General features: G+C 67.6%; 9 protein-coding genes and 3 tRNA genes. 3 read left to right on the top strand and 9 right to left on the bottom strand.

The window, feature by feature from the left end; all coding sequences use genetic code 11:
- Nucleotides 1-3 precede the first annotated feature (3 nt).
- The 6 genes from VGI12_19935 to VGI12_19910 form a co-directional block, all read right to left on the bottom strand.
- A tRNA-Arg gene (locus VGI12_19935) sits at nucleotides 4-80 on the bottom strand.
- Nucleotides 81-112: 32 nt separating this feature from the next.
- Nucleotides 113-189, bottom strand: a tRNA-Arg gene (locus VGI12_19930).
- Nucleotides 190-248: 59 nt separating this feature from the next.
- Entirely contained in the window at nucleotides 249-1,385 is a 1,137-nt protein-coding gene (locus VGI12_19925; GenBank protein ID HEY2434950.1) for a sialidase family protein, read from the bottom strand.
- 74 nt (nucleotides 1,386-1,459) lie between these two features.
- On the bottom strand, nucleotides 1,460-4,252 hold the full coding sequence (locus tag VGI12_19920; protein ID HEY2434949.1) for a TonB-dependent receptor: 2,793 nt from the start codon (nucleotides 4,250-4,252) through the stop codon (nucleotides 1,460-1,462).
- Nucleotides 4,253-4,301: 49 nt separating this feature from the next.
- A complete protein-coding gene (locus VGI12_19915; GenBank protein HEY2434948.1) occupies nucleotides 4,302-4,475 on the bottom strand; it encodes a hypothetical protein in 174 nt (57 codons plus the stop codon).
- Nucleotides 4,476-4,884: 409 nt separating this feature from the next.
- Complete coding sequence (locus VGI12_19910) at nucleotides 4,885-5,766, bottom strand: hypothetical protein (protein ID HEY2434947.1); 882 nt, start codon at nucleotides 5,764-5,766, stop codon at nucleotides 4,885-4,887.
- Nucleotides 5,767-5,789: 23 nt separating this feature from the next.
- On the opposite strand from VGI12_19910, the gene VGI12_19905 reads away from it, so the two are divergent.
- Nucleotides 5,790-7,526 (top strand): glycosyltransferase family 39 protein, encoded by a 1,737-nt coding sequence (locus VGI12_19905; protein HEY2434946.1) that lies wholly within the window; start codon nucleotides 5,790-5,792, stop codon nucleotides 7,524-7,526.
- A 6-nt stretch (nucleotides 7,527-7,532) separates the two neighbouring features.
- Here VGI12_19905 and VGI12_19900 read toward each other — a convergent pair whose 3' ends face one another.
- Genes VGI12_19900 through VGI12_19890 form a run of 3 tightly spaced genes read right to left on the bottom strand, consistent with a single transcriptional unit; the run spans nucleotide 7,533 to nucleotide 11,305 of the window.
- Nucleotides 7,533-9,191 (bottom strand): glycoside hydrolase family 43 protein, encoded by a 1,659-nt coding sequence (locus VGI12_19900; protein HEY2434945.1) that lies wholly within the window; start codon nucleotides 9,189-9,191, stop codon nucleotides 7,533-7,535.
- Entirely contained in the window at nucleotides 9,188-10,450 is a 1,263-nt protein-coding gene (locus VGI12_19895) for an MFS transporter (GenBank protein HEY2434944.1), read from the bottom strand. Before VGI12_19895 ends, VGI12_19900 begins: the two co-directional genes overlap by 4 nt.
- Nucleotides 10,451-10,465: 15 nt before the next feature.
- Entirely contained in the window at nucleotides 10,466-11,305 is an 840-nt protein-coding gene (locus VGI12_19890) for a DUF3014 domain-containing protein (protein ID HEY2434943.1), read from the bottom strand.
- A gap of 80 nt (nucleotides 11,306-11,385) precedes the next feature.
- Here VGI12_19890 and VGI12_19885 point away from each other — a divergent pair.
- A tRNA-Lys gene (locus tag VGI12_19885) sits at nucleotides 11,386-11,461 on the top strand.
- Between the two features lie 1,045 nt (nucleotides 11,462-12,506).
- Nucleotides 12,507-12,959 (top strand): endonuclease NucS domain-containing protein (locus VGI12_19880; GenBank protein HEY2434942.1); only part of this gene is annotated, 453 nt, incomplete at its 3' end.

Genomic DNA, 12,959 nt, shown 5'->3' with positions numbered 1-12,959 from the left:
TGTTGGTGCGCCCGGCAGGGCTCGAACCTGCAACCTTCGGCTCCGGAGGCCGACGCTCTATCCAATTGAGCTACGGGCGCGCGAGACGACGTTCAACTTCTCACTTCACGAGTGGCGCGCCCGGAGGGATTTGAACCCCCGACCTACGGGTTCGAAGCCCGGCGCTCTATCCAGCTGAGCTACGGGCGCGTGAACTTCGAAGTCTATCACTTCACTGGCCGCTGATGCCGTGGGTTCGCCTGCTAGATCTACGGCCCAACCCGCCGGACACCCACAACCGGTCGGCCACCCGCCTGCTCGTTCCAGCCGACGACGAAACCTTCCGGCGTGGGCGCGATGGCTGGATAGCTCGTGCCACCGCCGGCGAGCGTCCGGGCGTCTCCCCCGGCGACGCGGATCATCGCCTGCCGGCCTGCGGCCGCAGCCTCATCCCAGACGATGGCCCTTACGCCATCGCGGCTGACGGCCATGCGCGGATGCGAGGCGCCTGTCGTCGAGGCATCGACGCGGGCGCGCGCCGTGAACGTCGCCCCGCCGTCCATGCTGATCGTCTCGAAGATCGCCATGTGCGGCTGGCCGCTGTCAGAGAGCAGCGTCGGCCACGCCACGTGGAGCGTGCCGTTTCCCTCGACCGCCAGCGACGGCCCGTCGTCAGGGCAGGCGTCGATCTTCCAGTTGTCGGCGCTTACCCGCACCGGCGAGCCGAACGTGCGGCCGCCGTCGGCGGAGCGTGCGACCGCGATGTCGCGGACGCCGCCCTCGAAGAGATGGCGCCACACCACGAACACGTCGCGGCCGTGCGTGACGACGCCGGTCTTGCAGCAGAAGCAGACGTTATCGGCGACCGGCGATTCGACGACCGGCTCTCCCGCTCGCCACATCGCATGCACGATGTCCTGCCGCATGACGCCGTGGTCGTGATGATCCGCCGCCATCGGCGCCGCGTTCCTGCCATCGAGCCAGGCCGCGTGTACCATCCCGTCGTCGGCGATCGCGACCGATTCCCAGCCGCGCGCGCCGGTCACCCCTTCGGGCGAAATCGTTCGCGCCGCCGAAAACGAGCGGCCGCCGTCGGCCGACTGCGCGGCGCGGACGCCCGACACGCCCTGACGTTTCGAGATCCAGACGACGGCCACGGTCCGATCGTGAAGGACGACGCGCGGCGGCTGTTCGCCATTGCCCGCGGCGTCGCCCGGCAGATCGTTGACGCGCACCGGCGCGGCGAAGCGTGCGCCGCCATCGTCGCTCATGGCGACGAAGACGTCGTTGCCGCTGTCGCTCGAGGCCAGCCACACGGCCGCCACGCGATCGCCGTCGGCAGCGAGCGTGACGAACGAGTTCGATCGCCCGTCGACACCGAGGGAGACGGCGCCGTTCGCTGGCATTCCTGAGCGTGCACAGGCAGCCGCGCCGATCGCGAGTGCGACGGATAAGACGACAAGAACCAACCGCCTTCCCATCAGAAGCGCACCCGTACGCCGAGCTGTGCGGTTCGCGGATCGCCGACGGCCGTGGACACGCCGAAGTTCGGGGTCGGGTCCGCCGGATACGCACCCGATCCGAAGTTGCCCTGCACGGTAACCACGTTGGTATGGTTGGTCACGTTGAACGCCTCGATCAAGCCTTCGAGCCGCGCGCGGCCGCCGACACTGAACTGCCGGCTGACGCGCAGCCCCAGGCTGAAGAAGTCGGGCCCGACGCCCGAGTTTCGCGGAATGAACTGGCCGTCGACGAGGGGCCGGCCCGCTGTTCCCTGCAGCGTCGTCACACCCGAGGTAATGTTGAACGGCAGCGACGAGTAGGCCTGGAGCAGCCCACTCAGCTGGAATCCAAACAGCTCGACGGCGCTGTTGACGACCAGCCGATGACGCTGATCGTCGTCCGATCGTCCCCAGTCCTTGTCGAGATTGAACGGATCGATAGGCGAGCTGAAGAAGAACTCTCCTACGTTCGACATCGCCTTCGAGAACCCATAGGACACGCGATACTGTCCCCACTTGGTCGGACGCTGCACGAGGGAGACGTGCAGGCCGTTGTACTCCGAGCGTGCGCTCGGGGAGTATTGGCTGTTGTTGCCGTAGGTCGGGTCGGGGCGGCAGCCATTGTTGGTGCCCGCCGCTGCGCAGGTCGGCACGTTCTGATTGATCGAGACGATCAGACTGCGTCCACCGACGTGCTCGTATCCGACGCCGACCGAGGTGTGCAGCCCGATCTGCCGTTCGATCTCGATGCTCGCCTGCCGCGACCAGGCATTCTGCATGTTCGGGTTCATCGTCGTCAGGTTCGGCAGCGTCACCGAGGGAATCGGCGCGGCCAGGATCAGCGGGAACACCGGCGCAGCCGCCTGGGCCGGTCCGACGACGATGGAGTTCTGACGGAGGCTGGTGACATCGCTGGTGTTGTCGGCCGAGAGCAACGCGTTGGCGAGCGCCCGCAGCGGGACGCGGTCGAAGAACAGCCCCGCTCCTCCGCGGACGACCAGCGTGCGTGACTCGAGCGGCGTCCAGGCGAATCCGATCCGCGGCGAGAGATTGTTGGTGTCGGTGTGAATCGACTGCAGGAACTGCAGGTCGTAACGCAGGCCGCCGTTCAGCGTGAGGCGCGGATGCAGGTGCCACTCGTCCTGCGCATAGACGGCGGCGTTGGGATTGCCCTGCGACACCTGGGTCGTGCCGAACGTCTGCGTGAAGCCGTTGCTGTCGTTGTAGACGCCGGCGAGAAAATTGGGGAGGGAGCTGAACGAGTAGGCGCCGCGCGACGCGCGCGGGAACGTGATGGTGTCGTCGTTGTAGAGAAAATCGATGCCGGCGCGGAGGGAATGCGAGCCGGCCTGGTGCGTCAGGTTGTCGACGACCTGGTAGATCGTGTTGACGCGCGCGGTCGGCGAGGTCGAGAGCGTGCCGAACGACGCGACGCCGATGATGCTCACGGCAGGTCCGATGGGATCGGCCGGCGGCGCCAGCAGATTGCCGTGCGCAATCTGCGCGCGCGTCTCGTTGACCGTGCGCGGGGAAATCGTCCAGGTGTTGCTGAAACCGACCGACTGATCCACATTGTCGAGCGCCGCCGACGCGCTCGGCGCGGCGAGGCCGCCACCGCCGCGCGAATTCACCGCCTTCACTTTGTAGAACGAGTAGCGCAGGCTGTACTGCTCACCGGACCTGCCGTTGCCGTCGATCTTCCCGAAGTAGTTGGTGCTGGTGACAGGATCGGGATAGATGCCCGTCGTCAGCGGCGCGCCGGGAAAGTTCACGGCAGCGAGCCGCGCGTTGATCGCGGCGACCGCCGCGTCGGGAATGGTGATCAGGCCAGTCTGATCGAGATTGCGCGCCTCGAGGTTGGTGAAGAAGAACGTGCGATCGCGGCGGATCGGGCCGCCGAGGCTGACGCCCCCCTGTTGCTGGTCCATCGGCAGCCTGCGGTCGGCCAGGGCGTTCTTGGCGTTGAGCGCGTCGTCGCGGAAGAAGCCATAGACGTCGCCGCGATGCTGGTTGGTGCCGCTGCGGGTGACGACGCTGAAGTAGCCGCCGAGCGCGCGGCCGAGCTCCGCCTGACCGCCGGAGGTCACGACCTGGAACTGATCGATCGCATCGACGCTGTAGGGGATCCCGCTTAGCCCAGCCGCGTCGTCATTCGCCGACAGCCCGTCGACGATGAAGTTGTTGGAGAAGTTGCGTTGGCTGCCGACCGACAGTCCGCCGCCGGGCACGGCGGACGTCTCGGCGAAGAGCTGCGTGCTCGACACGTTGGTTGGCGATACGCCAGGCGCGAGCAGCGCGAGATCGAGGAAGTTGCGCCCGTTGAGCGGCGTCGCCTGAATCTCAGGCACCGAGACGGTGGCAGCGATCTGGCTGCGCGCCGTTTCGACGACCGTCGAATCGGCGGTGACGACCACCTGCGACTCGACGCTGGGCAGACTGAGCTGAATCGGCAGATCGAAAGCCGACCCGAGCGTCGGCGTCAGACGCCGCGTCACATCGGAGAATCCCTCGAGATGCACGGTGAACTCGTAGCGGCCGACTTTCAGGTAGGTGAAACGGAAACGTCCTTCGCCATCCGTCGTCGCGACCCGGACGACGTTAGTGTCGAGCTGACGGGCGGTCACAATCGCGCCCGGCACGACCGCCCCTTGCGGATCGACGACACGGCCGCTGACCGTCGCGGTATCGACGGTTTCCTGTGCACGCACGGGTGCACCGACGATGATCGACAGAACGAACGCGAACGAAATCGCGCAGACGCGCACGCGCACCACGGACACTCCTTCTCAGCTGAGTTTGATCGGCCGGAACGGCAGCAGCTCAGTCGAGTCGAGGCGGCGGCGCGAGCGGGACGGAGACGCGATGATCGGGGAGGAATTGAGCGGCGGCGAGGAGCTGGCCGGGCTCGAGCGCGAACGGCGCCGCTGCCGGCGCAGGCAGGACACCGATCGCCGCGATGAGGAGCTGGACACCGTGCGGTGCGTCGCACACCATTCGGCAGGATCGCGGCGATGCGGCTGCGCTGGCCGCATGACGCGGACACTGGCCGGGCGGATGCGCGCCGGCCGGGCAGCAGTCGTGGTCGGCATCGGCCGGCGTGGCCGCAATGACAGACCGACCCGCGACACAACAAGACGACCATGGCGCCGCGAACACGGCGACCGTCTGGCAGAACGCGAGCGCCAGTACCCACGGAGCGAGCCGCCGCCTAAGCGTCAGCATCGAATCTTGCTATTGTCGCTGAATTTACGACGCGCGCAAGCCCTTACGGACACCGTAAAGCGACGTGCCGTCCGGTTCCCAGAGATCGCCGGATCATTCCGGTTTATCTGGCGTCACGCCTGCCCACGCGCGTCGCCGGCCGTGTTCTGCACGATCTGTGCTCAGGGGGGTGAACGACGTTTCAGCCCAACGTTTTCTTCAGCGCGGCGTGCGCCGACTCGGCGTGTCGACGCGCGACCGTGACGGCGGCGGCGGCTTTCGCGGATGCCCGTTCGGCGGAGGCGCGCCGCTCCTGCGCGTCCGATACGTCCCGCTCGGCGCCGGCCAATGCCTGCGTGGCGGCCTCGAGCGCGGTCCGCGCCAGTTCGACGGCGCGCCCGGCCCGTTCCTCGTCGCGCGTCGCGCGGGCGATCTCGAACTCGTGGCGCCGGACCGCCTGCTCCGCTTCCTTCAGTGCACGGTCGCCCGCGGCCGCCGCCTCGCGCGCCCGCGTCAGTTCGCGCGCACGGGAAGGAGCCTCCTTCGGTTCCTTCGGTTCCTTCGGTTCCTTCGGTTCCTTTGCCTCCTTTGCCTCCTTCGTGTCCTTGCGAGCGGGGCCTGTGACCATCCCCGCGAGCAGTTCGAAGCCGCCCGGCTGCAGCGCTCTCGTCAGGCGGCCTGGCGGATCGCCGGCCGGCAGGGCGCGGAGCGTGTTCAGCACGGCCTGCTTCGTCGCGTCGGTCACGGCATGACCAGCCCCGCTCAGTTCGCCGAGCGCGGCGCGCAGCGCGTCGTGCACCGCGGCGTCGTGCGCGGCGCCGGCGGCCCGCACGTCGCCCGCGTTCCCGGCGAGCCGCGCGCGGTTGACCCGTCGCACGTTCTCGGAGGCGTCGACGAGCACGTCCCAGGCGCGGCGATCGCGCCAGTACACCTGGTTCACCGCCCATGCGGCGAGCGGCGGCTTGGTCAGCGCCCGAATCGACGCCGCCTCCGTTCCCGCCCCTTTGGCCAGGGCGTTGCGCGCCGCGGTGAACTCCTCGAGCGGCAGTTGATAGAGACGGTCGACGTCGGGATGGCGGATCATCGCGGCGGGTATTCTATGTTCGCATGAACAGGGACGATCGCCGTTGGCTGCTGATCCTGGCCGCCTCGTTCGTCGTCGCGCTCGCCGTCTCCTGGCAGCGCTGGGTCAATCCGCTGATCGACAGCGGCCGCGAGATGAACCAGCCGCTCCGTCTCGCGGCGGGCGAACGCCTCTACGTCGACGTCGGCCACATCTACGGCCCGCTCTCGCCGTACCTGCACGCGGCGCTCTACCGATTGTTCGGGCCGTCGCTCGGCATCCTCTACGCCGACGGCATCTTCACCGCGGCGATCATCATCGTGCTCGTCTACGCGCTGGCGCGCCGCATCCTCGACCCGGCGGCGGCCGGCATCGCGGCGCTCGCGGTGATGTGGCTCTGCGGCTTCAAGCCGGCCGGCAACTACGTCTTTCCCTATTCCTACAACGCGCTGCACGGCACCGTGCTCGCAATCGCGACCCTGGCGCTCGCGGCCGCCGCGCTCGCCAGGCCGGCCGCGTGGCGATTCGCGCTGGCCGGGGCCACGGCCGGTGTCGCCCTGCTGGCGAAGACGGAGATGGGCATTGCGGCGATCACCGCGGGGGTCGCGGCGGCGTGGCTGTCGCGCAGTCATCCTCGCGCGGCAGTGGCTCGGGCGCTCCTGGTGTGCGTGGCCGCGGCGATCGTCGCCGGCAGCGTCTATACGGCGATCGCGATGCGGATCGGATGGCGAACGCTGATGCTCGACAACTGGCTGCTGCCGCTTCATCTGCCTGCGCCGCTCGCCTACTTCAATGCGCGACTGGCCGGCGTCGACCGCCCGCTCGTGTCGCTCGGTCAGATAGCGGTGGCGGCGATCAAGCTCGCACTGGTGGCGGCGATCGTCGCCGCGGTCAGCTATCTCGTCGCCGGACCCGCGATTACACGGCGCCGTGCATGGGCGGCGCTGGCCGGCGCGGTCGTGCTGGTGATGGTCCTGGCTCTGACCACCGGCCTCGATTGGGACCGCGGTCCGTTCATGGCGATGCCGCTGCTGCTCGTCGGTCTGCTCGCGTGGCAACGGCGGCGGCCGTCTTCCGCCAGCCCTTTCGTCTCGCTGTATGCGCTGTTCGCGCTGGTGCAGCTTTTCCGCATGCTCCTCCACGTTCGCAGCGGCGGCGCCTACGGCTCGTTCCTGGTGCCGATGTCGGTGGTGGTCTTCACCTACGTGTGGGTGGAGACGTTCGCTCGGGCGCTGCCCGACGCCGGCCCGCGCCGCGCGGCGCGTGCGATCGTCCTCGGACTGCTGCTGGCCAGCACCGCAGGCACGGCGGGCGTCCTCGCCTATCGGTATCGCCGGGCCGACACCGTCACGGTGCGCACGCCGCGAGGGACGCTGCTGACCACGCCCGAGATCGGCGACGCGTGGAACCAGACACTGGCCTTCATCGACGCGCGGACGGCCGCCGGCGCGCCGGTCGCGGTCTTCCCGGAAGGCACGTCCCTGCTGTTTCTCAGCGGCCGCCGCAACCCGCTGCGCGAGGAGATCGTCACGCCGGGATTTCTCGACGAGGCTGGAGAAGCGCGCGCCATCCGCGCTATGGACGCGAGCGGTACCCGTCTGGTGCTCATCGTCAACCGCGCCACGCGCGAGTTCGGGGCCGAGGCGTTCGGCCGCGACTACTGCCAGCGTCTGATGACGTGGGTCGCGGCGAGTTTCACGCCGTGCGCGTCGTTCGGCGCGCAGGATCCGAGCCTGCAGATCGGCGACAGGCGGTTCTTCGTCAGGGCATACTGCCGGTGATCGGCGTCACCGCGGATTAGCGTCGGCGTCACGATCCGGCCGAGCCGCGAATGGGCGCTCCCGGTACTCGAAGCCGGCGAAATCGGCGTGCAGGCCGGCGCCACTCGTGTCGTGGCATGCCATGCCGACGAACCCGCCGGTGAAGTTCGGCTGGCCCGGCGCGGTTGCTTCGTCCGACAGCAGGCTGGCGTCGAACACCTGCGACAACCACTGCCACCCGCCGTCGCCGAGGCGATACGCGAACAGCAGCCGTTCCTCGTCGACCTCGACGCGCAGATCGAGCGGGCGGTTCGACGGGATCGGGATCGGCGCGGTGAACGCGTCGGTCTGGGCCTGGTCCGGGATCGCCGATATCACGCGGAGATGCTTGCCGAAGGTGTCGTCGCGCGAGACGTAGAAGTAGTGGAACTTCGCGCTGTTGTAGTAGCAGATGAGGCCGGCCATCTGCTGGAAGTGATCCGGCTCGAACTCGATCCGCGTCGAAGCGCTGAAGGCGTGGGCCTGCTGGCGCCGCGCCACGAGCGTCTGCCTGAACAGGCTGCCCACCGACTCGCGGCCGTAGAGACGCAGGAATCCGGGCCGCGCCGTCAGGCTCCAGAGTTCCTCGGGCGAGGGAGAGCGCAGCCATTGAAATTCGAGGGGCAGGCGCGGCGTGTCGAACTCGACCCGCGACGCCGCGTCGGGGAATGGATACGGCGGCAGATCGGGCGCCGCGCACTCGGCCTGCGGCAGACCGTCGCCGCGTTCGGTGCGAAGCCAGCCGTCCGGCGACCACACCATCTTCTGGATCGCCGTCTCGCGTCCGAGCGTACAGCGGCCGCGGTTCTTCAGCGGGCGGCCGCACAGGTACACCATGTAGGTGTCGCCGTCAGGCGTCTCGACCAGATCGGCGTGGCCGGCACGCTGCAGCGCCGCGTCCGGCCGATCACGCGCGGTGAGCACGTGCACGTCGGGGTGCAGCTCGTAGGGGCCGTCGAGCGCGTGCGAACGCGCCATGGTCACGGCGTGCCCCCATCCGGTGCCCCCTTCGGCGGTGAGCAGGTAGTAGTAGCCACCGCGCCTGTATAGATGCGGCGCCTCAGTGAGGCCGATCGCCGTCCCTCTGAAGATGTTTCGCCGCGCGCCGATGAGCCGTCGTTCGGCCGGCGAGTACTCCTGCAGCACGATGCCGGCGAACCGGTTCGCGCCCGGACGATGGTCCCAGAGCATGTTGAGGAGATGGGTGCGGCCGTCCTCGTCGTGGAACAGCGACGGGTCGAAGCCGCTGCTGTTCAAGTACACCGGATCGGACCACGGCCCCTCGATCTCGGAACTGGTCACGAGATAGTTGTGGAAATCGCGGAACGTCGCGCCGCTCGCGCCGGCCACCGACGTCCGCCCGTACCGCTTCACGTCGGTGTAGACGAGATGAAACAGGCCGTTGGCGTGCGTCAGGCACGGCGCCCACACGCCGCAGGAATCCGGGTCGCCCAGCATGTTCAACTGGCTCGCCCGGGTCAGCGGGCGCGTCAGCAGACGCCAGTGCACCAGATCGCGCGAGTGATGAATCTGTACCCCAGGAAACCATTCGAACGTCGACGTCGCGATGTAATAGTCGCCGCCGACGCGCACGATCGACGGGTCGGGGTTGAAGCCGCGGAGAATCGGGTTGCGGATGACGCTCACGCCGCCGCCACGTTCGGCGCCGCCGGTTCGCGGACGACCATCCAGAGAATGGAGGCGCCGAGCAGGTCGAGTACGCCCAGGCAGACGAAGAAGGGCGCGTAGCCGATGGTCGTCACCAGCGCGCCGATCGCCAGGTTGAAGAGCAGCAGCCCGAGGTTGCCGAAGGTGCCCGCCATGCCGGCGACCGTCGCGACCTCGTGGCGCCTGAAGAGGTCCGACGCCATCGTGATGACGGTGACTGACAGCGTCTGGTGCGCGAAGCCGGCGACCGAGAGCAGCGCGATCGCGACGTAGGGGCTCTGCACGAACCCGGCAAACCCGACGGTCATCATCGTCACGGCGCCGATCGTGAACGCGCCGCGGCGCGCGTTGATCAAGCTGAGGCGGCCGAACTTCTGCAGCGCGATGCTGATCGTGCCGCCCGTCATGCAACCGATGTCGGCGGCGAGGAACGGCAGCCAGCCGAAGAGCGCGATCTGTTTCAGATCGAAGTGGCGCACCGTCATCAGGTAGAGCGGCAGCCAGTTGGTGAGCGTGCCCCAGGTCGGGTCGGCCAGGAACCGCGGCAGCGCGATGCCCCAGAAGTTGCGCTGCGCGAGGATCGCGCCGAACGCCGGACGGCTGCCGTCCGACTGCAGGTAGGTTTCCTGGCCGGCGGCGATGTAGCGCCGTTCCTCGTCGCCGAGCGCGCGGTGCTTCGAGGGTGATTCGTAGAACAGCAGCCAGAGCGCGACCCACACGAAGCCGAGCGCGCCGGTGATCACGAACGCCGCCTGCCAGTTATAGGCGAGAATCGCCCAGGCGACCAGCGGTGGCGCGAGCATCGAGCCGACCGAGGCGCCGATGTTGAACATGCCGCCGGCCAGGCCGCGTTCCCGGGCCGGGAACCATTCCGCGGTCGCCTTCATGCCGGCCGGATTCGCCGAGCCCTCCGCCAGGCCGAGCAGCGCGCGCAGGCCGGCAAACGCCGGCCAGCTCCGCGCCAGGCCGTGCGCCATGCTGATGCACGACCACGCGATGGCGAAGATGGCGAAGCCGGCCTTCAGACCGAGCACATCGAGCACGTAGCCGGCGAGCGGCTGCAGCATGATGGCGAACTGGAACGTCGCAACGATCCACGAGTATTCCTGCGTGGTGATGTGCAGATCGTGCATCAGCGTCTGCGCCGCCACACCGAGCGTGCTGCGCGTCAGGTAGTTGATGATCGACCCGAGCATCAACAGGCCGATCATCCACCAGCGAAGTCCCCTGATACTCATATGGGCGCCCGCATCCTACCGCACCGGCGGCAGGGCGGTGTCGGGAATGCCGAGAAAGCCGGCGACCTCGCGCAGCTTGGCCTTCACGATCCGCTCGTTGCGCGGCCCCATGCGCAGCAACTGCCGCTGCGCGCGCGGCAGGCGCTCGAGCTCCGGATCGGCGAACGTGTAGGTGACGCTGCCCTGCCGGACCTCGGTGTCGGCCGCCGGCTCGGGCGTGCGCAGCAGCATGACGATGGCCCGCTCGACGGTGCGATCGAAGTTGGGATCGGGGCCGCCGAGATCGCGGTACGCATCCTCGATGCGCGGCTTGATCGTGGCGTAGAAGCGGGCCACGCCGCGCGCGTCGAGGCCCTCGACGGCGGCGGCGATCGCGTCGTAGCGCGCGTAGCTCGCCGGATGCACGGTGGTGACGCCGCCCGTCGTCTTCGTCACGAACGCGCCCGGCGGGCGCAGGGGCTTGAGATGCGCCGCCGGCGTGTCGCCGTCGGCGATGTTGGCGATCACGACGGTGAGATTCCGGATCAAGCCGTCGGTCGTGAGCCATGCCGCGGCGATCGGGTGAGACGACAGCCGGCCGACCAACGTACGGACCAGCGGATCGGTCTGGTCCAGCGGCGGCAGGTCGATCGGCTCGCCGGGTTCGGCCGTCCGCCGCGGCGGCTTCGCGACGTCGACGGTGGTTTCCGTGACGGCCGGCGCCGGCGCGGCGCCGCGGCCGCGGGTGGCGAAGTACCAGAGGCCGCCGAGCGCCAGCAGGAGCACGGCGCCGGCGATGAGGGCCCAGGGGGGATCGGTGTGGGGCGGCGGTGTCGGGGGCTCCGCCGGACCTGAGTCGAATGCGAGATCGTCCATGCTCGAGTCTATCGCCTTGATCCGGTGGAGCGGGATTGGTTACAATTGGAGGTTCCTGCGCACAGCCGTTCCGTGCACGTGGGCCGCTAGCTCAATTGGCAGAGCAGCAGACTCTTAATCTGCGGGTTCTCGGTTCGATTCCGAGGCGGCTCACCACTCTTTCCTTCATTTTATTAGGAATTCTGGCCGTCTCTCGGCTCTTGCCACGCGTCTCATCTGCGGGTTCGGTCGACTGATCCCGTTCTTGAGCCCGTTTAGCTCGGGGAGAACCGCCGATGGTATCATCGCGCCATTCGTGACATAGCGACGCCCGGCACACCCGGCAGAGCGGCCGCCGGTGTGCCGGCACGACGCGCTCTTGCAGAGAGAGGGGAATCCGATGGGTTGCACGTGCGGCCTTCCATTGAGCGAATCGATAACGCTCGTGCGCGACGGCCAGCGTTCTAAGAGTTGCCCGAATTGCTCGAACACAGACGGACGTCATCAATTCTTCCCTGAAAGCGAATTCGGCACGAGGGATATGGGTGACGGACGGCACATCGTCCAGTCCTGGTGTCCCTCCTGTCGCGGTGGCCAAGCGGCCCGTCATGGGCAGCTTCAGTGTGACTGACGCCTGCGATGGAGACCGCTACGCCATCGCAAACGAAAGCTCGAACTCAAACCGGACCCGTCTCGCAACTTGATGCGCAAGCTGTTCTCAAGAATTTGGAAGCTGCCCTCAACTCAGCACCAAGACGGCGTTTGTGCTGCGACGCGGAATGGGCGAAAGACATCACCGCTGGTGCCGGCGTGTACGCAATCTGGGATGCTCATACAGGTGAACCCGTTTATGTAGGTGAAACGTCCGGGTTATTGGCGAGAATGGGCGATCAGGGACGGACGGTGAACCATACATTTCGGCGGATTCTGATTAAGAGACTGGGACTGGCGAGAACCACGGACGCCAAACTGAACGCCGTCCTTGCGCAGCGGTTTGAATTGGCGTTTCTGCCAGTTTCGCTTGGCCGATCCGAACTCGAAGAGTACCTCGTGCTGCGTTGGCGACGGACGCTCTACAACAAACCTGCCCTTCGACTGCGAACGAGCACTCAATACGAGTGGGTTAAGCAGGCCGTCTAACAACCCCTTGAGGGCGACAGCGGCCGGTGCGATCGTGAGCCTTGGCGGCTGTGAAACGCGACGTCAGGCAGTTGAGTGACAAATGCCGCTATTCGAACTCTCTTCAACGGCGATTCGCGGCCTGGAGCGCGTCGACTTCGGCGCCGTCGGTCTCCTGGAGCGGAGCGACCTTCAGCGCCTTCTTCGAGACCACATTGACGTGATCGCCCCGGATACGTTGGTCATCTCGGAAGAGTTCTCAAGTTGGGATCGAAGTGACCGTCGGATCGACCTGCTCGGCGTGGACCGCCAGGCGCGATTGGTTGTCGTCGAGCTGAAGCGAACGACGGACGACAGCCGTGCCGATCTACAAGCTCTCCGATATGCCGCGATGGTCTCGAAGATGACCTTCGACGACGCAGTGGAAACATTGCAAAGGTATTACGGTCAGCGGCAGAGGGAGGACGACGCAAAGACTCGGTTGCTGGAATTCCTGGGGTGGAGTGACCCCGCGGAGGGCCGGTTCGGAGAGGACGTACGCATCGTTCTGGCTGCG

It is taken from the genome of Vicinamibacterales bacterium, assembly GCA_036496585.1.
Lineage (GTDB): Bacteria > Acidobacteriota > Vicinamibacteria > Vicinamibacterales > 2-12-FULL-66-21 > JAICSD01.
This window is presented reverse-complemented; position numbering and strand designations above follow the sequence as displayed.